Origin of the sequence: Sphingopyxis sp. BSN-002 (assembly GCF_022024275.1) — a bacterium.
In the GTDB taxonomy this organism is placed as follows: Bacteria; Pseudomonadota; Alphaproteobacteria; order Sphingomonadales; family Sphingomonadaceae; genus Sphingopyxis.
The window spans coordinates 1,692,501-1,717,124 of record NZ_CP091804.1; the positions used below are offsets into that span (position 1 = coordinate 1,692,501).

General features: G+C 66.0%; 24 protein-coding genes (1 of these 24 cut by a window edge). 9 read left to right on the plus strand and 15 right to left on the minus strand.

The genetic code is table 11. The annotated features are described in order from the left end of the window. Positions 1-1,235 carry the 3' portion of a lipopolysaccharide biosynthesis protein gene (locus L7H23_RS08400; RefSeq protein WP_237838884.1) on the plus strand. 232 nt of this gene lie to the left of the window's left edge, so only the last 1,235 of its 1,467 coding nucleotides appear in the window; its start codon lies off the left edge, out of view; it ends in the stop codon at positions 1,233-1,235. 3 nt (positions 1,236-1,238) lie between these two features. Beyond that, a complete protein-coding gene (locus L7H23_RS08405; protein WP_237838885.1) occupies positions 1,239-2,216 on the plus strand; it encodes a glycosyltransferase family 2 protein in 978 nt (325 codons plus the stop codon). Here L7H23_RS08405 and L7H23_RS08410 read toward each other — a convergent pair. Beyond that, positions 2,201-2,626 (minus strand): CBS domain-containing protein, encoded by a 426-nt coding sequence (locus L7H23_RS08410; RefSeq protein WP_237838886.1) that lies wholly within the window; start codon positions 2,624-2,626, stop codon positions 2,201-2,203. The genes L7H23_RS08405 and L7H23_RS08410 overlap by 16 nt on opposite strands. A gap of 116 nt (positions 2,627-2,742) precedes the next feature. On the opposite strand from L7H23_RS08410, the gene L7H23_RS08415 reads away from it, so the two are divergent. Together L7H23_RS08415 and L7H23_RS08420 are read left to right on the plus strand one after the other, a co-directional pair. Beyond that, entirely contained in the window at positions 2,743-3,051 is a 309-nt protein-coding gene (locus L7H23_RS08415) for a hypothetical protein (RefSeq protein WP_237838888.1), read from the plus strand. Continuing rightward, positions 3,041-3,427, plus strand: coding sequence for an acyl-CoA thioesterase (locus L7H23_RS08420; RefSeq protein ID WP_237838889.1), 387 nt, complete (start codon positions 3,041-3,043; stop codon positions 3,425-3,427). The genes L7H23_RS08415 and L7H23_RS08420 overlap by 11 nt, the downstream gene beginning before the upstream one ends. On the opposite strand, the gene L7H23_RS08425 is transcribed toward L7H23_RS08420, so the two are convergent. The 8 genes from L7H23_RS08425 to hisS form a co-directional block, all read right to left on the minus strand. After that, positions 3,424-5,124, minus strand: a complete 1,701-nt coding sequence (locus tag L7H23_RS08425) for a hypothetical protein (RefSeq protein ID WP_237838890.1) — start codon at positions 5,122-5,124, stop codon at positions 3,424-3,426. The genes L7H23_RS08420 and L7H23_RS08425 overlap by 4 nt on opposite strands. 3 nt (positions 5,125-5,127) lie before the next feature. Beyond that, positions 5,128-6,615, minus strand: a complete 1,488-nt coding sequence (locus tag L7H23_RS08430; RefSeq protein WP_237838892.1) for a DUF4139 domain-containing protein — start codon at positions 6,613-6,615, stop codon at positions 5,128-5,130. A gap of 25 nt (positions 6,616-6,640) precedes the next feature. Then, a complete protein-coding gene (locus L7H23_RS08435) occupies positions 6,641-8,230 on the minus strand; it encodes a hypothetical protein (RefSeq protein WP_237838893.1) in 1,590 nt (529 codons plus the stop codon). A gap of 10 nt (positions 8,231-8,240) precedes the next feature. Further along, positions 8,241-9,614, minus strand: a complete 1,374-nt coding sequence (locus L7H23_RS08440; protein WP_237839169.1) for a DUF4139 domain-containing protein — start codon at positions 9,612-9,614, stop codon at positions 8,241-8,243. Between the two features lie 84 nt (positions 9,615-9,698). Beyond that, entirely contained in the window at positions 9,699-10,547 is an 849-nt protein-coding gene (locus L7H23_RS08445; RefSeq protein WP_237838894.1) for a DUF4167 domain-containing protein, read from the minus strand. Between the two features lie 235 nt (positions 10,548-10,782). Beyond that, positions 10,783-11,607: a peptide chain release factor N(5)-glutamine methyltransferase gene (gene prmC, locus L7H23_RS08450; protein WP_237838895.1), complete on the minus strand. Its 825-nt coding sequence runs from the start codon at positions 11,605-11,607 to the stop codon at positions 10,783-10,785. Next, on the minus strand, positions 11,600-12,667 hold the full coding sequence (gene prfA, locus L7H23_RS08455; RefSeq protein ID WP_237838896.1) for a peptide chain release factor 1: 1,068 nt from the start codon (positions 12,665-12,667) through the stop codon (positions 11,600-11,602). Before prfA ends, prmC begins: the two co-directional genes overlap by 8 nt. Continuing rightward, a complete protein-coding gene (hisS, locus tag L7H23_RS08460) occupies positions 12,667-13,914 on the minus strand; it encodes a histidine--tRNA ligase (RefSeq protein WP_237838897.1) in 1,248 nt (415 codons plus the stop codon). Before hisS ends, prfA begins: the two co-directional genes overlap by 1 nt. 77 nt (positions 13,915-13,991) lie before the next feature. Here hisS and L7H23_RS08465 point away from each other — a divergent pair, with 77 nt between their 5' ends. From L7H23_RS08465 to ppa, 3 genes are all read left to right on the plus strand, one after another. Beyond that, complete coding sequence (locus L7H23_RS08465) at positions 13,992-14,630, plus strand: DUF1345 domain-containing protein (RefSeq protein ID WP_237838898.1); 639 nt, start codon at positions 13,992-13,994, stop codon at positions 14,628-14,630. Positions 14,631-14,710: 80 nt separating this feature from the next. Continuing rightward, positions 14,711-16,636, plus strand: a complete 1,926-nt coding sequence (locus L7H23_RS08470; RefSeq protein ID WP_237838899.1) for a peptidase M61 — start codon at positions 14,711-14,713, stop codon at positions 16,634-16,636. Positions 16,637-16,724: 88 nt separating this feature from the next. After that, on the plus strand, positions 16,725-17,261 hold the full coding sequence (ppa, locus tag L7H23_RS08475; protein WP_237838900.1) for an inorganic diphosphatase: 537 nt from the start codon (positions 16,725-16,727) through the stop codon (positions 17,259-17,261). Here the strand turns inward: ppa and L7H23_RS08480 are convergent. The 4 genes from L7H23_RS08480 to L7H23_RS08495 form a co-directional block, all read right to left on the minus strand. After that, positions 17,258-18,199, minus strand: coding sequence for a mechanosensitive ion channel domain-containing protein (locus L7H23_RS08480; RefSeq protein ID WP_237838901.1), 942 nt, complete (start codon positions 18,197-18,199; stop codon positions 17,258-17,260). The genes ppa and L7H23_RS08480 overlap by 4 nt on opposite strands. Beyond that, a complete protein-coding gene (gene metC / locus L7H23_RS08485; protein ID WP_237838902.1) occupies positions 18,196-19,401 on the minus strand; it encodes a cystathionine beta-lyase in 1,206 nt (401 codons plus the stop codon). The genes L7H23_RS08480 and metC overlap by 4 nt, the downstream gene beginning before the upstream one ends. A gap of 6 nt (positions 19,402-19,407) precedes the next feature. Beyond that, positions 19,408-20,250 (minus strand): 3-mercaptopyruvate sulfurtransferase, encoded by an 843-nt coding sequence (sseA, locus tag L7H23_RS08490; RefSeq protein ID WP_237838903.1) that lies wholly within the window; start codon positions 20,248-20,250, stop codon positions 19,408-19,410. 182 nt (positions 20,251-20,432) lie between these two features. Next, positions 20,433-21,791 (minus strand): hypothetical protein, encoded by a 1,359-nt coding sequence (locus L7H23_RS08495; protein WP_237838904.1) that lies wholly within the window; start codon positions 21,789-21,791, stop codon positions 20,433-20,435. A gap of 86 nt (positions 21,792-21,877) precedes the next feature. On the opposite strand from L7H23_RS08495, the gene queF reads away from it, so the two are divergent. Together queF and L7H23_RS08505 are read left to right on the plus strand one after the other, a co-directional pair. After that, positions 21,878-22,348: a preQ(1) synthase gene (gene queF, locus L7H23_RS08500; RefSeq protein WP_237838905.1), complete on the plus strand. Its 471-nt coding sequence runs from the start codon at positions 21,878-21,880 to the stop codon at positions 22,346-22,348. Between the two features lie 45 nt (positions 22,349-22,393). Further along, entirely contained in the window at positions 22,394-22,804 is a 411-nt protein-coding gene (locus tag L7H23_RS08505) for a thioesterase family protein (RefSeq protein ID WP_237838906.1), read from the plus strand. Here L7H23_RS08505 and L7H23_RS08510 read toward each other — a convergent pair. Together L7H23_RS08510 and L7H23_RS08515 are read right to left on the minus strand one after the other, a co-directional pair. Further along, positions 22,801-23,190 carry a hypothetical protein gene (locus L7H23_RS08510; protein ID WP_237838907.1) on the minus strand — a complete coding sequence of 130 codons (390 nt, stop codon included), beginning with the start codon at positions 23,188-23,190 and terminating at the stop codon, positions 22,801-22,803. The two genes, L7H23_RS08505 and L7H23_RS08510, sit on opposite strands and share 4 nt — an antisense overlap. A gap of 71 nt (positions 23,191-23,261) precedes the next feature. Continuing rightward, positions 23,262-24,545 carry a cytochrome P450 gene (locus L7H23_RS08515; RefSeq protein ID WP_237838908.1) on the minus strand — a complete coding sequence of 428 codons (1,284 nt, stop codon included), beginning with the start codon at positions 24,543-24,545 and terminating at the stop codon, positions 23,262-23,264. Positions 24,546-24,624 lie beyond the last annotated feature (79 nt).

Sequence of the window (24,624 nt, forward strand, 5' to 3'; positions counted from 1 at the left end):
TCTCGGTTTCGCTCGCCGTCGCGTGGGGAATCGCGCTGGTGATTCTCGCCGCCGCAAAGCCGCTTTCGTGGCTCTATGGCGATCCGAAACTGTTCCCGCTGATGCTGGTCATCGGCTCTTCCTATCTGTTCGTCCCGCTGGCGATCGTGCCGACCGCCCTTCGCCAGCGTGCGATGGACTTCCGGTCGGACTTCATGATCGAGGTCGGCGCCTCGATCACCAACGCAGCCGTCGCGATCAGCCTCGCCGCGGCGGGCAAGGGCCCGATGGCGCTCGCATGGGGGGCGCTCGCGCAGCAGGTCGCGCGCGCGCTCGTCAGCCAGTGGCGAAACGGCTGGATCTTTCCCTGGCCGCTGCGATTCGCGGGCGCTTCGCACGTGCTTCGCTTCGGCGGCGGGTCGACCCTCCTGCAAATCTTCGATTCGGTCGGCACCCGCTCGCCCGACCTGATCGTCGGCGGCATCGCGGGGAATACCGCAGTCGGTCTCTATTCGCGCGCGAGCGGGCTGGCGGTGCAGCTCGTCAACCTGATGACGGGCGCGGTGAACAGCGTCTTCTATCCCGCGCTGGCGCAGATGCGGAACGAGGGCAAGTCGCTCGGCGAGCCGTATCTGCGACTCGTTGCCGGCTACACCGGGATCGTCTGGCCCGCGCTCGCGGGACTTGCGGTCGCTTCCTATCCGCTGGTCCACGCGCTCTATGGTCCGCGCTGGACCGAGGTCGCACCGATTCTCAGCCTGCTCGCGATCGCCGAGATGATCTTCGTCGCGCTGCCGATGAGCGTGCAGGTGCCGATATTGCTCGGGCGGCTCGACGGCGTGCTGAAGCGCACCGGTACCGCGACCGCGGTCGCCGTTGCCCTGCTTTTCGTCGGCGCGCGATATGGCGGGCAGGCAGCGGCTTCCGCCTATGTCCTCTACGCCGCAATATGGTTCGTGCTCTATGTCGTCTTCCTGCGCAGCCTCACCGGCTTCAGCTGGAGCGGGCTGTTCGCCGACTATGCCCGCAGCCTGCTTGGCGCGGCCGCGGCGGTCGCCCCGCTCCTCGCCTGCTATCGCTGGCTGACGCCGCCGACCGCGATGAGCTTCGGCGAGCTGATCCCGCCGGTCATAGCGGGGGTTCTCCTCTGGCTGGGAACGCTGGTCGCGATTCGGCACCCGATCGTCCCCGACATCAGGCATCTCGCAAGCGTGACGATCGGTCGCTTCGCTCGCCGGCGCGCAAGCGAGAGCTGAACGATGGCGGACGTCAGCGTTATTATCGCAACCTATCGCCGCCCGCACCTGATCGGCAGGGCGCTCGACAGCATCGCGCGCCAGACGATGCCCCCGCGCGAGATTATCGTCGTCGACGATGCGTCAGGCGACGATACCGGAGAGGTCGTGGCGTCCTGGTCGCGGCAGAACGGCATTGTCGTCAAGTTCATCACGGCCGAAGTGAACGGCGGTGCAGGCGTAGCGCGCAATCTTGGCATGGCGGCGGCGACAGCCCCGTTGATCGCCTTTCTCGATTCGGACGATGAATTTGCGCCCGACGCCCTCGAGCGTCTCGCTGCGCCGCTGGCGAATCATCCGGACGCGGTCGTCAGTTTCGCCGATGCGATGCAGCATTGGGCCGACGACACGCCGAGCATTCCGATGATGCGCCGGTGCCTGACCCCCGGGGTCGATGCCGATTCCATCGAGGGCGACCTTTTCCGTCTGAAGGATCCGCAATCGGTACTGCTGCTGACCAGCATGATCCCGACCTGCGCCGCGCTATTCCGCCGCGCCGCCGCCGAGGCCGCCGGCTGGATGCCCGACTATCGCCACGGCGAGGACTGGATATTCTGGCTGAAGCTGACCGATCGCGGGGATTTCCTGTGTCAGTTCATCGATGTCGCGACGGTCCACCGACAGGGCGACAATCTGACCGGCAGCGAGCACGATTTACGCAACGCGCAAATGACCCTCGATGCCTTCCTGAAACTGCGCGCGGGCGACTTCGGTGTCGCGTTGACCGATACAAACCGGCGCCGGCTCGATGCAGCGATCGCCGAAAAGGCGGGCCACCTCCGTTACCACGCCTCGCGAAAGGGATTCGGAAGCTGGTGGAAAACGATCGGTTCGGCCGAGGCGCGCGCCACCGGCGGGCGGCTGCATCATCTGCTCGTCGACCCTAAAAGCCTGATTCGCTCGTTGCGCTTCAGCCTCGGCCGGGATCAGGACGCGATATAGTCGCGCATCGCCGCGGCCTCGGCCTCGATATGGTCGATGCGATGCTTGACGAGGTCGCCGATCGACACGAACCCGGTGAGGCGCCCGTCGTCGACGACGGGCAGGTGGCGGATACGCTTTTGCGTCATCAGCGACAGCGCCGCGATCACCGCCATCCGCGAATCGCAGGTAACGGGTGATTTGGTCATCACTTCGTCGAGGCTGCGGTCGAGCGCCTCGGGACCATAGGACGACATCAGCCGGACAAGGTCGCGCTCGGAAAAAATGCCCACGATAACGTCGCTCTCGACCACCGGCACCGCGCCGATGCGGTGCTGGGCAAGCAGATCGATGACCGCGCGTACCGTATCCGCCGGCCGCGCCGCGATCACCGCGCCCGTACGCCCGTGAAGAATCGCTCCGATGGTCATAGGTGCCGCTCCCGTTCTTTTCCGTTGCGACGCGAGCCTATCATGATTCGCCGCGAAGCCAAAAGGGACGCCTTTGCCGCTTGGCCTGACGCCCGGCTTGGTTCATGGAAGTCCGCATGGTCAAACCCTCGCCTCTCGACGATCGCACGACGTCAAGCGTTGCATGGGCGCGCTATCGCCGGCTCATGAAGGGCATGGCGATCGTGTCGTTCGGCGCGGTCGTGCTGGCGCTCGCCTGGCTGCGCTATTCGATCGGCGACCAGTTCAGCATCCACATGGTGATCGCGACCGCGGCGGGCGTCGGCCTGTCGGTCATGCTGGGCGCCGCATTGATGGGGCTCGTCTTCCTGTCGAGCGGTAGCGGCCATGACGAGGCGATCGAAGACCCGTTCGAAAACGATCCGGACATGAACCATGACCGATAAGCCGGACTGCCCGCGCGATCCGATCCTGCGGGTCGTTCCGAGGCCCGCGGACATCAACGCCAACGGTCATATCTTCGGCGGCTGGGTGCTCAGCCAGATGGACATCGCCGGCGGCATCGTCGCCGGGCGCGAAGCACAGGGCGCGGTCGCGACCGTGGCGATCGAGACGATGGAATTCATCGCGCCGATCCTGTTGCGCGACATCATCTCGATCTATGCGCACATCGAACGGCGCGGGCGCACCTCGCTCGCGATCCGGCTCGAGGTGATCGCGACGCGCGACCGGGGCGAGAATGAGGTGAAAGTGACCGAAGGCGTCTTTACCTTCGTCGCGCTCGACGAGAATCATCGCCCCCGCCCGCTCCCCGCGACCTAGTCCTCGGGCCCCTCCCAATCGTCCTGATTGTCGGCACCGATGCGCGCCACTTCGCGGACACGATAGTCGATCGTCTTCTTGCCTTCGGCGGGAACGACGACTGACCATATCCGCTTGCCGTCGCGCTCCTTCACCGGCTTGCCGATCCGGTCGATCGCATAATATTGATCGTTCGCGAAGCTGACCTCGACCGGTTCGGCGGTCTCGCCGTCATTCTCGATCGTAAGGCGATAGCGCGTCCAGCCCTCGCCCGAATCGAGTTCGTCCTGGTCGGTGTTGAGCGGAAGATTGTCGGGTTCCGGCAGATCGAAATCGACGAGTTCGCCGACCGCCTTGTCCTTCACCTTGCTCTCGGCCGCCAGCATCGGCTCGCCGGCGGGGCTTTGGAAGAAGGTCACCTGCCCGCCGGGAAGCGGTTCGCCGAGAACGCCTCCCTTTTTGTTGTCGATCCGCAGGACGACCTTGTCCGGGTAATAATCGTCCCCGCGGACCTCGACGATGTTCAGCATCTGCGCCGCGACGCCCGGCTTTTCCAGAAAGGCGATCTGCTTGCGGCTCTGCGCGCCGAGCGTCGTCGGTTGCGGGACGCGGTACAGCTTGTAGTCGCCGATATCCTCGCGCGGCGCGATGCGGCTGCCGGTAACGACGATGTCGGCGCCGCAATCATCGTCCTCGCCGCCGCAACCGCCGCCACCGTAGAAGAAGCCGATGCTCATTCCGTCGGCGTAGTCCGGAGTGTCGATCGGCAGCCTGTCGGGCGTGAACAGCCGGTCGCGGAAGGGCGCGTTGCCGGTGTTGCCCATCCCCCAGCAATCGAACCACACCTCTATATTGTCGGGGCTCCAGGGATCCTCGTCCTTCTCGCGCTGAAGCTCCTCCTCTTCGCGCCAGCTGTCCTCGTCGTCGGCAGCCGGCGCCTGCCGGAAAAAGGCGATCCGCCCCGCGATCACCGCCATGTCGGCCTTTTCGAAGCTGGTCGAATCGCCACTCGCCACGGTCAGCCACGCGAAGAGGTCGACCGATTCGGCCTTGGCGTCGACCTGTCCGACATAATTCGACTGCCAGTCGAAATTCGTCGCCAGATAAGTGAGTTCCAGCGTCGTGCGTCCGCCCGGCTGATCGCCGAGCATCATCGACAGCGTCGGCACGGGATTCAGGCCTGCCGGCACCGAATCGTAAAGCATCGTCTGCGGCAGGCCGCTGCACTGGACCGCCTCGACCCCGCCCTTGTGCTCCACGATCAGCGCCTCCGGACCCGAACGGATGCGCACCGGCTCATAGGTCGCCTTGCCCGTCGCCCGGTCGGTGGTGCGGAGCAGCACGCGCTGACCCGTAAAGGCGTCGATCAGGCCGCGCTGCGACAGGAGACGGCGATCGAAGTTCTTTTCGCGCGGCCGCCCCTTCGGTCCGCGGAGCAAGGCGCTTTCAGGAAGAATGCTGCTCGACACCCCTTCGAAGCGCACGGTCACCGGCCCGGGCGGCAGATCGACCGTGCGCGTCTCGCGAATCAGCGCAAAGCCGCCCAGCCCCTCCGAATCGTCGAGCGCCGGCAGCGCGGTATCGGTGTCGCGCGCGGGATCGCGATAGAGGCTGATCGCGACATGGTCGGGTTTCGGCGAGGCGACGACGGGCGGGTCGGCCGCACGCGCCGGCAGCGCCGCAAGGAACATCAACAAGGCGAGCGCGGCGCGCCGCATCGCTCAGTTCAGCGTGTCGTACTGGACGGTAAGTTCGGTGCGCCCGTTCGCGGGGATCGTCACCATCCACTTCCGCTCGTTCCACCCCGGATCGGGCTCGGCCTTGATGCTCTCGGCCGAAACGCGGGTATCGTTGCTGTACGAATCGAGCCCGTTCTGCGTGAATTCGACCGTCACCGCCTGCGGCCGCGCGTTGGTGAAGATATAGCGCATCTGCGTGCGCCAGAAATTGCGCTTCACGTCGACCGCGACGGTCGAGGTCACCCCGTCCTTGCGGATTCGATATTGCGTGGTCTCGGTCCATTGCTCCTCGGTCAGCTTCTCGCGCTTTTCGAGGATCGGCTGATATTTGACGTCAAAGGCGCGCCCGGTCGCGAGCGACAGGCTGGAACCCGCAGGCGTGTGGCTGATATGCGATTCGCCGACGAACTGGGCCTGACCGCGCGCATCCTTGACATAGAGGCGCACCGCTCCGGCCGGCATCGCATCGCCCACCCCGCCCTTGCCGGTCGAGAAGCGATAAGTCGAAAGCGCGCTTTCCGCCTCCTCGAACGAACGCAGCCGGTCGAGCGAGGCCGCATAGCCGCGCGTCGCGGGAACCCCCATCACGTCGAGGAAGGCGATCTGTTTCTGCTGCGCGCTGGCGATCGTCGTGCGGTCGGCGACCGGATAGGCATACATGTCGGCGAGCGCCTCGGCCTTCGCCTTCTCGGTCCCCGCGCTCGTCATCGCCGGCGGCTCGCTGTCGTTGCCGCCGCGGTTGCGCCGCACGCCGATGTCGTTCGCGGCGACAAGCAGCAGCTTCGCGTTGGCGAAGCCGGTGCCGCTGCCGTTCTTGAGCGTTACCCAGCCCTGCAGGTCGATCGCCTTCGCCGCCTCGTCGTATAATGCGACATAATCGGCGCGCCAGCTGAGGCCTTCGGAAAGATAGCGCAGGGTCAGCGGACGCGGGCCGGCAACCTTCGAATCGACGGTGACCGACAGGGTCGGCCGCGCGCGCAAATTGGTCGGGATACCGTCAAAGATGACGCGAACGGGAAGGCTGTCGTCGCGCAATATCTCGATCCGCCCGCCAACGTCGAGGACGACTCCGCCATTCACGGCGAGGACTTTCGCGCGCTCGCGCGTCTCGGCCCCCGTCGCGGGATTGGTGCGGATCAGCGTGATCTCCTGCCCCACCGCCTTTTGCATCATCGCGGTCGGCGAAAGCAGGTCGAAGTCGAAATTCTGCTCTACGATCTCCAGACCCGTGCCCGTCAGGCTGACCGTCTCGGGCCGGATACGGCTCGACACGTCGGGAAATTCGACCCGGCTCTCGCCCGCAGGCAAGGTCGTCGACCGCGTGTCGGTGACCAGCGCGAGTTCGCCCGAGTAGACTGTCACGGCGACATCGCCCTGCCCGCCGGTGCTGACGGTCTGCTGCGCGGCTACCGGTGCCGCAAGCGCGAACCCCGCGAGCAGCATCACGCCCCTCTTCGATGCCTTTGTCATGACGCCCCCCTCCCCGATGCCACGCTCAGCGCGGCTTGTGCCGGAATGTCTGAATGACCTGGTCGTTCGCCGGAACGCGGACACGCCAGACCCAGGCGTCGCCGCGCCGTTCCCATCCTTCGGGTTCGGGGTCGAGCTTCAGCGGGACGAGCATCTCGACCTCGGCGTCAAAGGGGCGGGCGTTGGTCAGCGTGACCTCCCACAAACGGCCATCCTTGTTCTCGGGATCCATCCGGACGATCGTCCGCGCCTGCACCGCCGGGCTGGTACCGATATCGTAATCGACGCGCTCGCCCTTGGCCTTGTCGCCGATTTTCGCCTCGCCGACGAGCAGGCGGCGATCGCCTATCATCTCGAACACCGTGGCCATGCCGGCGGGAAGCGCGAAACCGAGCCCGTCCGATTCGCGATTCTGCACGCGAAGCCGCATCATCAGCGGAACCGGCGTGTCGCCGTAATTCTGATAGACTGTGCCCGCATATAGCTGTTCGACCGCGACCCTGTCGCTGGCAAGCAGCGCGACCTGCTTCTGTCCCTTGGCCGACACATCGACGCGAAAGGGCACGCGATAGAATTTGAGATCGCCCAGATCTTCGGGCGGCGGTGGGGGCGGCGGCGCAGGCGGTGGCGGCGGTGCGGGCGCGGGAGGCGGCGCCATGGCATAGCCGCGGCGGCTCGCGGTCACGACGACATCCTCGGTCGCCTTCTCCTCGAAGCGCTCATATTCGATGACCGGCGGCAATTCCCAGAGCGGATGCGTGCTCGTGATGTCCATCGGCCAGCAGCGGAGGATCAGCGGCCCCGGCGTGCTGCGCGGCAGCGGCGGGCTGTACATCTTGTTCAGCCGCCCCGCGATCACGTTGAGCTGCGCGTTCGGGAAGCTGGTCACGCCCCCGTTCGCGACAGTGATCCAGCCGGTGAGCCCCAGCGTCTTTCCGTCAGCCCCGCGATCGGCGACATAATTGGCCGCCCAGTCGAAGCCTTCCGCCAGATAGAGAAGCTGAACCGTCACGGTACGTGCGGTTTTGCTTTCCACGAGCACCGACAGGGTCGGCTTCGCCGACAGGTCCCTGGGTACCCGCTGGTAGAGCATCCGCTCGGGCAGTCCCGAACAGCCGAGCGCCTGATAGCCGGCCGCGGTCTGCAGGATCACACCGCCGGTCGGGCCGGCCTGGATCAGGGCCTCTTCTTCAACGACCTTTCCGGTCGCGCGATCGGTGCGGCGGACCGTGACGCTGCGTTTGAGGTACGCGTCGACGAGACCCGCGGGCGAAAGCAGCCGTGCGTCGCGATTCTTTTCGATTACGCCGTCGGGAAGCCCGCTGACGACCGCGGTTTCGGGGAGCAGTCCCTCGGCGACCCCCTCGAAGCGCAGCACCGACACGCCCGCCGGCAGCGTCACCTTGCGGGTCTCGGTGATGAAGGCAAAACCTTGCGGCCAGTTCGGATTGATCCCGCCGCCGCCGCGATCGGGCGCGCGATAGACAGTGACTGCGCTATTGGCGATCGATGACGAGACGACGACCGCCGGTTCGGGTCTGGCATTCTGCGCAAGCGCGGGCAGCGGCGCCAGCAGCGCCGCGGCGAAAATCAGCAGGGGCCAGGCCCGCGCCACCGGTTCGACCTCAGTAGCGCGAGTCGAAGGTGGCGGTCAGCTCGACCTTGCCGTTCGCAGGCACGGGCACCTGCCAGTCGGCGCGATCGGCCGAGACGCGCTCGCTCTTCAGGCTTTCGTCGGTGATGCGGACGTCGCCATAGAGCCCGCTCTGCGCGACGAGCACCGTCGCGGCTTCGGGCCGTGCGTTGGTGACGACATATTTCATCTTCGTCACCCAGCGCGAATCGCCCTTGCGCGTGCGCGAGACGACCGTGGTCTGCACCTTGACGTCGAACGCATCGCCGGTGCGCAGCGACATCGCCGAGCCCATCGGGGTGTGGTCGATGCGATTCTCGCCGATGAACTGCGGATCGCCGCGCGCGTCGCGCATATAGACGCGGATCGTGCCCGCGGGGAGCTGGTCGCCGAGGCCGCCTTGCCGCGAGGTCGAGAAGCGCAGCACGCTCGACGTGCTCACCGGATCGGTGCTGCTGCCGAGCCAGTTGTTGACGAATTCATAGGTCGATCGTGCGGGCGCTCCCTTCACGTCGAGGAAGCTCACCTGCTTCTGCTGCGCGTTGGCGATCGTCGTGCGTTCGGCTAGCGGATAGAGATAATAGTCGCCGAGCCGTTCGCGATTGCTGCTCTCGGTCCCCGCCGAATCCATCGCACCGCTGAGCTGGCGGAAGCCGCCCCCGCCGCCCGGATTGCCCGCGACCAGAAGCGTACGCGCATTGTTGAAGGTCGTGCCCGTGCTGTTGGTCAGCGTCACCCAGCCCTGAATGTCCATTGCGCCCTTCGCAGCATCGAACAGCGCGACATAGTCTGCGGTCCAGCCGAGGTTCGGGGTCAGGTAGGACAACCGCGCAGGGACGGTTCCGGCGTCGGCCGCGTCGACCGTTACCGACAGCGTCGGGCGCGCGCGCAGGTTCGGCGGCAGACGGTCGAACACCGCGCGCACCGGCAAGCCGTCGTCGCGCAGCACCTCGATCCGTTCGCCGACCTGCAGCACGATGCCGCCGTTCGCGGCGAGCACCTTGGCGCGCTCGCTGCGTTCGGCGCCGGTCGCCGGGTTGGTCCGGACCAGCGTGATCTGCTGGCCGACCGCCTTGTCCATCAGCTTGTCGGGGGTGAGGAGGTCGAAATCGAAATTCTGCTCGACGATCCCGATGCCGGGACCCGAGAGCGTCACGGTCTCGGGGCGGATGCGGGCCGAGACGTCGGGAAATTCGATCCGGTTGCGCCCGCGCGTGACGCTGAGCTGCCGGTCGTCCTGAACGAGCGACTGGCCATTGTTATAGATGGTGACGGCAACGTCGCCCTGCGCATTGCCGAAGGCGGTTTCCTGCGCCGCGGCGGGTGCGATCACCGCGCCTCCCGATGCCAGCAAAATCAGGGCCAAAGCGCGCATGAAAAACCTCCCCGCCAGATGTCTGACGGGGAGGCTATGGCATGTCGATTTCAAAGGCCAGCCGAAATCGGCCGTCTATTCCGCAGCTTCGACATCCGAACCGCGCGGCGCGAGCGTGCGGCGGGTGCGGCGTGCCTTGGGCGCGGGCGCCTCTTCGGTCTCACCTTCGGATTCCCCGGCGCGCTCGGGCCGGCCGATTGCGGGCGGCAGCACGGCGCTGTCGATCCCGGCATCGCCATTATCCTCGACGTCGGGACGGGCTGCCCGGCGCGGACGGCGCGCAGCGCGCGGCGCGGCGGCGGCTTCCTCGGCAACATCCGTTTCGGCTTCGCCGCCCTCACCGGCGTCCGCTTCCGCGGCATTGCCACGGTCCTGGCGATGACCACGATCGCGCGACTGGCGATTACCGCGATCCTCGTCGCGGTCGCGACCGCCGCGTTCGCGGTTTTCGCGATTGCCCTCACGATTGCCGTTCTCGCGGCCGCCATTGTCACGGTTGCCGTCGCGATCATCGCTGCGCTCGGCCTCGAGTTCGCTTTCGAAGCCGCTGTCGTCATGGCCGTCGAAATCCTCGACGCCGCGAATCTCGCGGCTGCGATCGTGGCTGCGTTCCTGTCCGTTCGCCGCGGCCTTTTCTTCCTGGCGGATGCGGAAATCGCTCACGACGCGGAAATAATGGTCGGCGAACTGGAGATAATATTCGGTCTGGACCCGGTCGCCCGCAAGCTGCGCGTCGCGCGCGAGGTTGCGGTATTTCTCGATCATCTGGGCCGCGTTGCCGCGCGCGCGGCTGTCGATGCGGTTGGCCTGGTCGACACCGCCGCGTCCGCCACCGGACTGCGAGCGACCATTATTGTTGTTGCTGTTATTGTTGCGGCCGCGACGGCGACCGCTCTGCCGGTTGTTCATGTTCAACTGAGACATCCTGTCGATAAGCTAATAAGCTACGCCAACCCCATTTTGGCCGACTGCGCCATATGCGCGTCGCGCCCGCGCTTCCTGCGCGGTTCCCTTTACCGCCAGCATCGGGCCCCACGGCCCGCACCAGCATCGTAAGTGGGAAGCAGACCAGCCGGACCATCGAGGGACCCCGGTCGGGTCTGTGAGCCGCCCCTACAGCGCTTTGCGGCGGAAACCAAGCAAATTCTTGTGCGGGGCGTCAGGCGCGGGTCAGCAAAAGCGCCCTGTCGCGGCCGCCCAGATCCTGCCTGCAGGTGACGGCAAATCCCGCTGCTTCGGCGAGCTCGGATACTGATATGCGTTGCGTGTGGCCGATTTCAAGGATCGCGGCCCCGCCGGGCGCAAGAAGCCGCGACAAATCGGGGATAATCCGGCGATAATCTTCGAGCCCGTCGGCGCCCGCGAACAGCGCGCCGGCCGGCTCATAGTGGGCAACGTCGGGCATCAAGGCTTCGGAATCGGCAATATAGGGCGGATTGCAGAGAATGAGGTCGAACTGGCCTTCGAGACCGGCAGCCCAGTTGCCGACGTGAAATCGCACGCGTTCTTCCATGCCCAGATCGTCGGCGTTCATTTCGGCCCGGTCGACGGCCTTTTCGGACTCGTCGATTCCAAGGCCGTGAGCTTCCGGCCATTCAGCCAACGCTGCCAGCAACAGGGTTCCGGGGCCGGTACCGAGATCGAGAACGCGCCTTGGCCCCTCTGCGCCGAAATGCGCGACCGCAACTTCGATCAGCGCCTCGCTGTCCGGGCGCGGGATCAGAACGCCGGGGCCTACGCCGATGCGGACCGTCCAGAAATCGCGATAGCCGAGAATATAGGCCACGGGTTCGTGCGCCATGCGCCGTTCGACGAGCCCGGCAAAACCGGCCGGCACTACATAACGCGCCGGATCGAGCAGCAGCGCCTGCCGTTCGACGCCCAGCGCATGCGCCATCAGCAGTTCGGCGTCGAGCCGCGGCGTGTCCGACACGCTTTCGAGCCGCGCCGCCGCGTCGCGCAGCGCGGCGCGAACGTCACTCACCCAGCCCCGCCAGCCGCTGCGCCTGATCCTCGGCGATCAGCGCGTCGATCAGCTCGTCCATCTGCCCCTCGATGATCTCCGGCAGGCGGTGGAGCGTCAGGTTTATCCGATGGTCGGTCACGCGCCCCTGCGGGAAATTATAGGTGCGGATGCGTTCGGATCGGTCGCCCGATCCGACCATCGATTTGCGCGCCGAGGCCTCGGCGCTGTGGATCTTCTCGCGCTCGAGGTCGTAGAGCCGGGCGCGGAGCACCTGCATCGCCTTGGCGCGGTTCTTGTGCTGGCTGCGCTGATCCTGCTGGATCACGACGAGACCCGACGGGATATGCGTGATGCGGATCGCGCTGTCGGTCGTGTTGACGTGCTGGCCGCCGGCTCCGCTCGCACGGTAGATATCGATCTTGAGGTCGCTGTCGTTGATTGCGACGTCGACTTCCTCGGCCTCGGGCAGCACCGCGACGGTCGCGGCGCTGGTGTGGATGCGGCCCTGACTTTCGGTCGCGGGGACGCGCTGGACGCGGTGCACGCCGCTTTCGAACTTGAGCTTGGCGAACACGCCCTGCCCCGTCACCGACGCAACGACTTCCTTGTAGCCGCCGACCTCGGCCTCGTTCGCCGAGATGATCTCGACCTTCCAGCCCTGTCCGTCGGCATAGCGGCTGTACATGCGCAGCAGATCGCCCGCGAACAGCGCCGCCTCGTCGCCGCCGGTGCCGGCGCGGATTTCGAGCATCGCGGCGCGTTCGTCGGCGACGTCCTTCGGCAGCAGTTTGATCGCGAGGTCATGCTCGGCGGCGGGCAGCGCCTCCTCGACCGCGGCGATTTCCTCGGCCGCCATCGCCTTCATCTCGGGGTCGGCCAGCATTTCGTTGAGCGACACCAGTTCAGCGCGGAGCCGCGTCACTTGGCTCGCGGCCCTGGCGACGGGTTCGAGTTCGGCGAACTCTTTGGACGCCGCGACGAAATCGGCGGGCGCCATGTCGCCCGTCGCCATCCGCGCCTGCAGCGCAGCGTGGCGTTCGATGATGGCGTCGATCTGCTTTTCGGGAATGCTGACCATCAGAGTGCGCGAATGATCGTGTCGATTGCTATTGTCAGTTCGCTGTCGCCACGAATATTTGTGTACGATTGGCCGCCGCGCGAGCCGATCGCAATCAGCGAGCGTGCCGGAATCTTCCCGGCCTTGTCGAAGCGCTTGCGCGGCGAACCAGTAGCGACGATCTCGGCTGCCAGCCCCTTGCTCCGCATCGCCGCGAGTGTTTTCATCGCGTAGTTGAGCAGGCTATCGTCCTCGACCGCGATCACGGCGTCGAGCCGATTGTCGATCACATCGTCCGCAATCAACATCGCCAACCGCTCGATCCCCGCGGCCCAGCCGACCGCAGGCGTCGGCGGACCGCCGAGATTCTCGATCAGCCCGTCATAGCGCCCGCCACCGAGCACCGTGCCCTGCGCGCCCAGCCGATCGGTGACGAATTCGAACGCGGTGTGGCGATAATAGTCGAGCCCGCGCACGAGCCGCGCGTTGCGCTCCCACACGACCCCCGCGGCATCGAGCCCCGCGGTCACCGCGCCGAAGAAATCCTGCGCTTCCGCCGTCAGAAACGCGTCGATGTCGGGCGCGCTGTCGGCGATCGGGCGGTCCTTCGGATCCTTGCTGTCGAGGATGCGCAGCGGATTCTTGTCGAGCCGCGCAAGGCTGTCCTCCGACAGGTCGCCGCGATGCGCCCCGAAATGCTCGACCAGCGCGGCGCGCCAGGCATCGCGGCTTTCGGCATCGCCGAGCGTGTTGAGCGTCAGCGTCACGCCCTCGGCGATCCCCAGTTCCTTCAAAAGCTGGTCGGCGAACACCAGCAGCTCGGCGTCCGCCAGCGGGCTGTCGCTGCCGAGAACCTCGGCGTCGAGCTGGTGGAATTGGCGATAACGGCCCTTCTGCGGCCGTTCGTAGCGGAACAGCGGGCCGTGCGTCGCCACTTTGAGCGGCGCGAATTGCTGCCAGCCGTTCGTCACATAGGCACGCGCGATTCCCGCGGTAAATTCGGGGCGCAGCGTGATCGACTCGCCGCCGCGATCCTCGAACGAATACATTTCCTTCGACACAACGTCGGTCGTCTCGCCCAGCGAGCGCGCGAACACCGCGGTCGGCTCGATCACCGGCACCTCGACGCGCTTGTAGCCATAGAGGCGGCGCACCCGTTCGAAGGTCTCGACGACGTGCGCGAAGCGGTCGGCGAAATCGCCGAGCATGTCCTGGGTGCCGCGGACCGCCTGCGGGGTCGGAATCTTGCCGGATTTGTCCTTGCTCATGCGCCGCGCGTCTAATGCTTTTTCGCCGAAAGGCAAAGCGGGCTTGCATGGGCCTTCGCGGCGGCTAGGCTCCGCGCATGGCTCGCACCATCGGCAACCGCATCGCCCCGCCGCGCTTCGTCGCCTATGCTGCGGGGCTGATCCTCGTCGCGATCTGGTCGGGCTGGCAATCGTCATCGCCGCTGCATGGTTTCCTGATCGGCTTCGATATCGTGACCGCGCTCTTCCTGCTGTCGACGATCCCGCTGTTCCGCACCACCGATCCGCGCGTGATGGCGCGGCACGCGATCGAGAATGACGCCAACCGCACCGCGCTGCTGATCCTGTCGGTCGCCGTCAGCATCGTCGTGCTCGGCGCGCTGGCCCAGCTGGTGGCGGGAACCGGCGCCTATTCGAAGCCGCTCGTCATCGTCACGCTCGCGCTAGTCTGGCTGTTCGCGAACATCGTCTATGCGATCCATTACGCGCATCTCTATTACCGGCGCGATACCGCGCATGGCGGCCACGCTGGCGGGCTGTCGATCCCCAGCACCGACACGCCCGACTATTTCGATTTCCTGCATTTCGCGCTGATCCTCGGCATGACGTTCCAGACCGCCGACATCGACATCACCAGCCGCGAAATCCGCCGCGCGTCGACCGGACATTGCCTCGCCGCCTTCATCTACAACCTCGGCATCCTGGCCTTTTCGATCAATATGATCGCCGGCGGCTGAACCGCGCGTTCGTCGAACCGGACGGCGCGCTGGCAGAGCCTTCGCTGGACCTTGCGGCCGTTTGGCGGCAGAGAATGGCCATGAAAAAAGCACTGTTCGTCGCGTCCGCCCTGATCGCCTTCACCGGCCCCGTCCACGCGCAGGAGGGGAACAGCCGGCCCGAACCCGTGGTTCAGCCGCACAGCATCCCGCTACCCGCCGACCGCCCCTATCCGGGCACGATGCAGCTGAAGGTCGATGCGACCGACTATGCGCGCGGGATCTTCCGCGTTCGCCAGACGATCCCCGTCGCGAAGTCGGGCAAATTCACCCTGCTCTATCCCCAGTGGCTTCCCGGCAAGCATGCGCCGCGCGGCGCGATCGCCGAGATCGCGGGGTTCAAGGCAACCGCCGGTGGCAAGACGCTCAGCTGGACGCGCCAGCCGACCGACGTCTATGCCTTCGATATCGACGTGCCGGCGGGCACGAAGAGCATCGATGTCGCGTTCGACTTCCTGTCGCCGACGCGCACCACCGAGGGCCGGGTCGTCGTCACGCCGGTGATGATGAACCTGCAGTGGGAACAGGTCAGCCTCTATCCCGCGGGCTATTTCACCCGCGGCATCCCGGTGCAGCTCGATGTCACCCTGCCCGACGGCTGGACCGGCGCAGCGGCGCTCGACGGCCTGAAGGTGTCGGGCAATCGCTACAGCTATGCGCCGACGAGCTATGAGACCTTGGTCGACAGCCCGATGTTTGCGGGCAAATATTTCCGCAAATGGGATCTGGGGCAGAATGTCACGCTGAACGTCGTCGCCGACGAGGAGAAATATCTGGGCGCCAAGCCCGACCATATCGCGCGCCACGCGGCAATGGTCGCCGAGACGGTCGCGCTGTTCGGAACGAAGCATTTCGACCGGTATGAATTTCTGCTCGCACTCAGCGACGAGCTCGGCGGGATCGGGCTGGAGCATCACCGGTCGAGCGAGAACAGCCGCAACCCCGACTATTTCACTAGCTGGGACGACAATGATTCGGAGCGGGGACTTCTCCCGCACGAATTCACCCATAGCTGGAACGGCAAATATCGTCGCCCCGACAAGCTGTGGACCCCCGATTTCCGCACCCCGATGCAGGGCAATCTGCTCTGGGTCTATGAAGGCCAGACGAGCTTCTGGGATCTCGTCCTTGCCGGGCGTTCGGGAATGCAGTCGAAGGAAATGGTGCTCGCCGAATGGGCGACCAACGCCGCCAACTACAGCGTGCAGGCGGGGCGAGAGTGGCGATCGGTCGAGGATACGACCCTCGATCCGGTGATCGCGGCGCGCAAGGCGCGCGCCTTCCCGAGCGCAACACGGACCGAGGATTATTACAACGAAGGCTCGCTGATGTGGCTGGAGGCGGACATGATCATCCGTCAGGCGACAAACAATGCGAAGAGCCTCGACGATTTCGCCAAGGCCTTTTTCGGCGGCAAGGGCGGCGACTGGGGCGAGGTCACCTATAATTTCGACGATGTCGTCGCGACGCTGAACGCGGTTCATCCTTACGACTGGGCGAAATTCCTGCACGATCATATGCAGCTGCCCGGCCAGCCCGCGCCGGTCGCGGGGATCGAGAAAGCGGGCTATCGTCTCGTCTGGCGCGACGCGCCCAACGTCTATGACCGCGACCGCATGCAGCGCGCGAAGAACTACGACCTCACCCATTCGCTTGGCATGACGATCGACAAGGACGGCGTGGCCGGCGGCATCCTGTGGGACGGCCCCGCCTTCCGGGCGGACATCGTCAACGGGACGAAGATCGTCGCGGTCGACGGGATGAGCTACAGCAAGGACCGGCTCGAAGCCGCGATCAAGGCGGCGACCGACGGCAAGACGCCCGTCAAGCTGCTCGTCGAGCGCGGGGGACGCTACCGCAATATCGACCTCGACTATCATGGCGGGCTGCGCTGGCCCTATATCGAGAAGACCGGTACCGGCCCCGACTGGTTCGACCAGCTGCTCGCGGCGAAACGCCAGCTCTGAATCGCCGGCACGGCTTAATGGCCTCGACTTTGCGCCGCTTCCGGCGCTAAAGGCGCGCGCAATTCAAAAACACACAAGGACATCTCCCATGCGCATCGACCTGATCCCGGCCGGCGACAGCCCGCCCGACAGCCTGAACGTGCTGATCGAAGTGCCGATCGGCGGCGAGCCGGTGAAGTATGAGTTCGACAAGGCGTCGGGCGCGCTCTTCGTCGACCGCTTCCTGCACACCCCGATGCGCTATCCCGCCAATTACGGTTTCGTCCCGCATACGCTGGGCGAGGACGGCGATCCGCTCGACGCGCTCGTCGTCGCGCGTTCGCCGATCGTCGCGGGCGCGGTGGTGAAGTGCCGTCCGATCGGCGTACTGCTCATGGAAGACGATGCCGGCGGCGACGAGAAGCTGCTCTGCGTCCCCGTCAACAAGACCTTCCCCTATTACGACAAGGTCGCGACCTACAAGGACATGCCCGAGATCGTGCTGCAGCAGATCGAGCATTTCTTTACTCACTACAAGGATCTCGAACCCGGCAAATGGGCAAAGCTCAACGGCTGGGGCGATGTCGACGAGGCGAAGCGCATCATCGTCGAATGCATCGAGCGCGCGAAGAAAGTGGGCTTCTAAACCTTGCTGCGGGGCGCCGGATCACCGTCCGGCGCCTCGACAATCCGCACATCCTGCCGCGGATAGGGGATGCGGATCCCCGCTTCCCTGAAGCGGTCCCAGATCCCCAGAAACACGTCGCCCTGGATATTGCCGAGCCCGGCCTCGGGATCCGAAATCCAGTAGCGCAGCTCATGCTCGACCGCGCGCTCGCCGAACGCGATGATCCAGACAACCGGCTCGGGGTCGTTCAAAATGCGCGGGTTGGCCTTGGCCGTCTCGACCATCAGCCGCTGGGCTTTGCGCAGATCGCAATCATAGCTGACCGGCACGCGCATCCGTACGCGCACATCGCGGCTGGAATAGCTCCAGTTCTCGACCGGCTGCGTCATCAGCAGCTCGTTCGGGATCAGATGCTTCTTGCCGTCGCGCGTGACCACGTTGACCGCGCGCACGCCGATCTTCGCGACGCGACCGACGTTGGGAATGCTGCCCGGCGCGGTCGACCCGCCCATGCTGCTGCCATCGCCGACGACGATGATGTCGCCGGGCTTGATCGAGCGGTCCATCAGCAGGATGATCCCCGCGATCAGATTGCCGACCGTCTTCTGCAGCCCGAACCCGATCGCCAGACCCGCGGCGCCCGAAAAGACCGCTAGCGCCGTCAGGTCGATGCCGAGCAGGTCGATCGCGAACAGGCTCGCGAAAATGAACAGCGCGATCGCGATCAGCTTTTCGGTCAGGACGCGCTGCGCGTCGTCGATCTGGTGGTTGCGGCGCAGCAGCCATTTGATCGCGCGCATCGCCAGCTTGACGGCGATGTAGAGCAGGATCGCGACGACGATCGCGGACACGACGCCATAGAGCGACAGCCGATAGGCGCCGACGTCGATGTCGATCGCCTTCATCACCTCGACGGTGCGGTCGAACCCGCTTCGCAGGCTCTCCCCCGCGCTCACAGCGCGGCGAATCCGCGTGCCAGATCGGCGATCAGGTCGGCTGGATCCTCGAGTCCGATCGACAGGCGGACGAGCGGATCGGGATCGGTCCAGTCGACGGCGCTGCGGATCGTCTGCGGATCGCTCGGCACGACAAGGCTTTCATAGCCGCCCCAGCTGAAGCCGATGCCGAAATGCGAAAGCGCGTCGATGAAGCGCGTCCGCGCGGCCTCGTCGACGCCTTTCAGCGTGAAGCCGAACAAGCCGCTGGTACCGCCGAAATCGCGCGCCCAGATGGCGTGGCCGGGATCGCCGGGCAGCGCCGGATGCAGCACGCGCCCGACCTCGGGCCGCCCCGCGAGCCAGTTCGCGACCGCGAGGCCATTCTCGCCATGCCGCGCCATGCGGACGTCGAGCGTGCGCAGCCCGCGCAGCACCATCGCGCAATCGTCGGGCGAAACCGCCTGGCCGAGTTGGTACGCCGCGCTGCGCAGCTTCGGCCAGACGACGCGCGTCGCGGTGAGCGAGCCCATCATCACGTCGCTGTGCCCGCCGGCATATTTGGTGAGGCTCATCATCGTCACGTCGACGCCATGCGCGAGCGCCGGGAACAGCAAAGGCGTCGCCCAGGTGTTGTCGAGCATCGTCAGCACGCCGCGTTCGCGCGCAACCGCGGCGATTGCGGGTATATCCTGCACTTCGAAGGTCAGACTGCCGGGCGATTCGAGGAAGATCAGCTTCGTCTCGGGCTCGATCAGATCGGCGATCGCAGCCCCGACCAGCGGATCATAATAGGTCGTCCGCACCCCCATGCGCGCGAGCATGCCGTTGCAGAAGGCGCGCGTCGGTTCATAGGCGCTGTCGACCATCAGCAGATGATCGCCGGGCGAGAGCAGCGCGAGCAGCCCCGCCGAATTCGCCGCGACCCCGGACGGGTAGAGCAAGGTGCCTTCGGCGCCAGGCTCGAGATCGGTCAGGGCATCGGCGAGCGCCCACACCGTCGGCGTCCCGCGCCGGCCGTAATAGAGCTTGTCGTGCGTCGCGTGCCCGCGCGCCTTCAGGTCGGCAATAGTGTCGTAGAGGATCGTCGAGGCGCGCCACACCGGCGGGTTGACGACCCCGCCGCCGAGGCGCGGGTCGCCGGTCCATTCGGGCCGCCGGCCGCCCTGCACGAGCTTCGTCGCAGGGCGGAGGCTGTCGTCTTTCTTGCCGGAACCAGCCACCTGCCGTCAGGCTGCGCCGGTCGCCTTGGGGGTCGCCGCGTCGGCGCCCCATTCGAGCCAGCTGCCGTCGTACACCGCGACATCGTCCTTTCCGAGCAGGTGCGCGCCGAACGCGACGACGGTCGCGGTCATGCCGCTGCCGCAGGTGGTGACGAGGGGCTTGTCGAGGTCGACGCCTGCCGCGTCAAAGGCGGCCTTCAGGTCATCGCCGCGCTTCCACGTGCCGTCGGCATTGAAAAGCTCACCGAAGGGCAGGTTGCGCGAACCCGGGATATGGCCGGGCGCAAGGCCCGGACGCGCATCGCGCTCTTCGCCGGTGAAGCGCTTGGCGTCGCGCGCGTCGAGAACCTGCTCGGCGCCGCTGTCGACATTCGCCAGCATCTGGTCCTTGGTGCGCACCGCCTTCGCATCGCGCCACACGGTGAAGTGACGGTGGCGCAGCGTCTGCTTGCCCATTTCGAGCGCGCGGCCTTCGGATTTCCACTTGGCGAGCCCGCCGTCGAGCAGCGCGACGTCGTGCGCACCGAACAGCTTGAGCAGCCACCAGGCGCGCGCCGCGCTCTTCAGCGGGCTGTCGTCATAGATCACGATGCGGCTGCCGTCGCCGAGGCCGAGCGACTGCATGCGGCTCGCGAATTTTTCGGCGGGAGGCGCCATATTGTCGACACCGGCGGTCGAATCGGTCAGTTCGGCAAGATCCATGAACACCGCGCCCGGGATGTGGCCTGCTTCATATTCGGCGCGCGGATCGCGATCGGTCCCGGCCATGAATTTCGTCGCATCGACGATCCGAAGATCCGATGCCCCCAGTTCGCGTTCCAGCCAGTCGGTTGAGACCAAGGCGTCCATGTCATGCTCCTGTTGCGACCGCGCGGGACCTGCTTTTCCTGTCCCTCCGAGGCCAATCCTGCTGTGGCTCTGTTCTTTCCCGGGGACGGCAAGCCTATGCCCCGGCGTGCCCTTTTTCAAGCACGCTGGCGGTCTGCCTCAGCTTATGGTGCGCCGCAACAAAAAAGCGGCAGTCGAGCAACTTATTGCGTGCGCCGGATCGCGGTCGCGCGGGCCGCCGGCCGGTTGACGACGAAGCTCGGATGATCGAGCGGGAGCGGCGCCAGCTTGGTGCTGCCGCTGGTTCCCTGTTCACGGCCGAGCACGAAGGTGCCGGCATTCTGGCCGAACGCTTCGCCCTCGCCGTCCCAATGATAGGTGACGTCGAACGCCATCACCGGCACCAGCATCGGCTTGCCGCCGATGATCAGCGGCTCGACAGCCGCGCGCGGCAGCATGACTTCGGTGCTGAGCTGCTCGCCCGCTCCCGGGGCGAGCACCATATCGTCGCGCAGGACGCTGCCGCCCGCACCGTCGAAGAACCGCGCGAGCACCGGTTCTGTCATCGCCGAGCCCTGGTTGAGCGCGATACGCACCATCAGGCCGGTGGCCTCCACCGGACCCTGATTCAGCAGGTTGAGCGAGAAGGCGACGACAAGCTGATCGCGCGTCATGCGAATCGCACGGATATCGAGCGCCATCGACACGATCGCCCGTCGCTCGTCGGCCGGGCGGGTGACGAGGGGTGACGCCGCGGGTGCTGCCGTAACCGGGGTCGGGGCCGGGCGCGGCGCCGGGGGAGCAGGCGCAGGCCGGGGCGTGGATCCGGTGGTGCGCGGCAGCGGCTTCGGCGCGGGAACGGGCTCGGCATACTCCGCCGGCGCGTCGCCTGCGACCGAGGGACGACGCCGCCAGTACCAGAAACCGGCGCCGGCCGCCGCAAGCCCTGCGAGCAGCCAGGCCCAGATCGGCGTACCGCCACCGCTTGCGGGCGCTTCGGGGGCGGCGCCGTCGTCCGCGGGAGCGGCGGTTACGGGCGCGGTCGGATCGTTCGAAAAGCCCGGAGCCGCGCTTGCCGCGTTATCTGTCGGGGATATCCCGGTCGCGGCGGCAGGAGCCGCAGGCACCGCGGCGGACGGTCCGGCATCCGCCGGACGCGGCGACGGCTGGGTCGCTGCCGGCGTATCGCGCCGCGCCGTCGGCGTCGCGGCGGCCGGCGCAGGCGTCGGGGTCGTTCGCGCCGGCTGGGTCGCAACGACCGGCGGGGAGAGCGGGGTCGGCGCAGGCGTCGGGGTCGGCGACGGCGACCGGTCGCCGGGACTCAACGGCGGAATATTATTGTCCGAAGGCCCCTGCACGCCGGGTGTGCGGCCATCGCTCGCCGGCGGAAGGCGGAAAGTCGACGAAGGCGCGGGGGTCGGCGTATCGGTCTGCTGCGCCATCGCCGGCACGCCAAGCGCAAGCGACATCGCCAGCGCGCCCAGCGACAGCCGCGCCGTCTTTTCGTTCCGCCCGATCGTCCGCACCGTCATTCTGATATTCGCAATCCCGAAAGCCGCCATCGCGCCGCGCCTCTGAATTGGCGCTGAACCCGTCTTTACCATGGGCCGCTGATGACATCGGCCGCGCGCGTCCCTAGATGGTTTCCATGTCCGATTCTACCCCTGCGGGCCTTGCGCCCAAACATCTTGGCCAATCCAGCGAACTGCCTGCCTCGCCCGAGGCCGCAGTGCTCGACTATGTCCCCAATCCGCGCGCCGGCGAACTTTATCTCGTCCGCTTCGCCGCGCCCGAGTTCACATCACTCTGCCCGGTGACCGGCCAGCCCGATTTCGCGCATCTGGTCATCGACTATGCGCCCGGAGAGACGATCGTCGAATCGAAGAGCCTGAAGCTCTTCCTCGGCTCGTTCCGCAACCATGCCGGCTTCCATGAGGATTGCACCGTCGGCATCGGCCGCCGCCTGTTTGACGAGATGCAGCCCCGGTGGCTGCGTATCGGCGGCTACTGGTATCCGCGCGGCGGCATCCCGATCGACGTCTTCTGGCAATCGGGCGCGCCGCCCGAGGGGCTGTGGCTGCCCGATCAGGGCGTCGCATCCTATCGCGGAAGAGGATGATTTTTCATCTTTCCGTCACATATTGTTGACACTAGTGTCAGCGTTATGACCGCAGCCTCGCTTCCGCACGATCACGACATCACTGTCGGCGCCGACCAGATCGATTTCATGGGGCACGTCAACAACGCCCATTATCTGAGCTGGGTGCAGGAAGCGGTGCTGTCGCACTGGCGCCATATCGCACCGCCCGACGCGGTCGCGGCGCACCTGTGGGTCGCGCTGAAGCACGAGATCACCTATCGCCGCCCCGCCTTCCTCGACGATCAGGTCATCGCGACCGTGATCCTCGAGAAAGTCCAGGGCGCGCGCGCCTTTTACGAGACGATCATCAAGCGCGGCGAGGAAGTGCTGGCCGAGGTCAAATCGAGCTGGTGCTGCATCGACGCCGAAACGCTCCGCCCCGCGCGGCTCGCGAGCGATGTCATCGCGCGCTTCTTTCCGGGCGAAAGAGCCTAGCTCGACCCGTCGATCATCGCATCGACGAGCGTTTCCATAAATTCGCAGCTGTCCTTGATCGACCGCAGCTTTTCGATGTTCGCGGGATCGTCGGGCCGCTCGGCGAGCTTGCCGAACATGGCGATCTGGGCGTTGAGATCGGTCTGGATCTGCGCCTTGTCCTCGTCCGCAAGCACAGTTGCAACCGCAAGGAACTTGGTGCCCGACGCTGCTGCCTTCGGATCCTCGGGCTCCTTGTCGCCGCCAAGCCCCGCCATGATGCCGTAAAAGGCCATGCACTGGACGCTGTCGTCGTAAAGTTCGCGTTCGTCGGCGTCGATCGTCATCGCCGATGCGGGCGCCGCCGCAGCAAGCATGAAAGCCGCGGCAAAGGTCGAATATTTCATCGATTTCCTCACTAGAAATCGACCCACGCCCTGCCTTGGCATGGCGCGGGTCGATCACAAAGGAAAATCGGTCAGGCGGCCTCGAACCGGATCGGCAGACGTTTCAAACCGCCGACGAACACCGATTCGACGCGCGCGGGCTCGCCGGTCAACTCGAGGCTCTTCAGCCGGGGAAGCAACTCCTCCATCATGATCCGCATCTCCATCCGCGCGAGATGCTGGCCAAGGCAGACATGCGCGCCGAAGCCGAACGCGATCTGCTGGTTCTTCGGCCGGTCGGGATCGAAAGCGAAGGGATCGGCGAAGACGTCCTCATCGCGGTTGCCCGAAACATAGTTCAGCATCAGCCAATCGCCCTCGCGGATCGTCTGCCCGCCGATTTCGACGTCTTCCCTCGCGCTGCGCATGAAGTGCTGGACCGGGGTGGTCCAGCGGATCGCTTCGTCGATCAGTCCCGCCTTGTCGCTCTCGGCGTCGCGGAAGCGCTCGAACAGCGCGGGATTCTTCGCCAGTTCCATGATCGCGCCCGCGGTCGAGGCGCTCGTCGTGTCGTGCCCCGCGGTCGCGATGATCATATAATAGCCGGCAAGCTCGCGGTCGGGGATCTGCTCGCCGCCGACCATCGCATTGGCGATCACCGTCGCAATATCCTCGCGCGGATTGGTCCGCCGGTCGGCGGTCAGTTCGCGGAAATAATTCTCGAAATCGGCGATCACATAATGGAGCATCGCGATCGCCTGTTCGGCGCTGGTGATCTCGACCTTGTTGCGATTGAGCTCGGGGTCGGTCGAGCCGAACAATTGCTGCGTCAGCATCAGCATCCGCGGCTCGTCCTCGGGCGGCACGCCGAGGATGTCCATGATCACGCGCAGCGGATAATGCGCCGCGACGTCGCGCGCGAAATCGCACTCGCCGCTCTCCAGCATCTGATCGACGGTCTGGCGCGCGAGCAGGCGGATGCGGTCTTCGACGATCTTCAGATTCTTGGGCATGAACCAGCTCTGCGTCAGCAGGCGGTATTTCATATGGTCGGGCGCATCCATCTGAACGAGCGAGCGGATGAGGTGGCCGTCATTGTTCGGGGTCGCGGCGCGCGCCAGCGCCTCGCCGTCACGGTTCGTCAGCACCGTCGGGCGAATACCGTTCGCGAAACGCTGCGGATCGCGGCTGATCGCCATGATGTCGGCGTGCCGGGTGACAAGCCAGAAAGGATCATGGTCGGGGTTCTCTGCAACCGCGAGCGGCGCGTTGGCACGTGCCCATGCCAGCTGCTGATGAAGCCCGTCCCAGTCACCATAAGCGACCGGACTCACGACGGCGGCGGATACCTCTCCAGGCAATATAGGTTTTGTCATGCAACCAAAGTGCCGCGATTCGCGTCGTCTGTCGATAGGGTAAGACCGCCCGTCGAAGCGGCGCCCGCACGACGCGCGC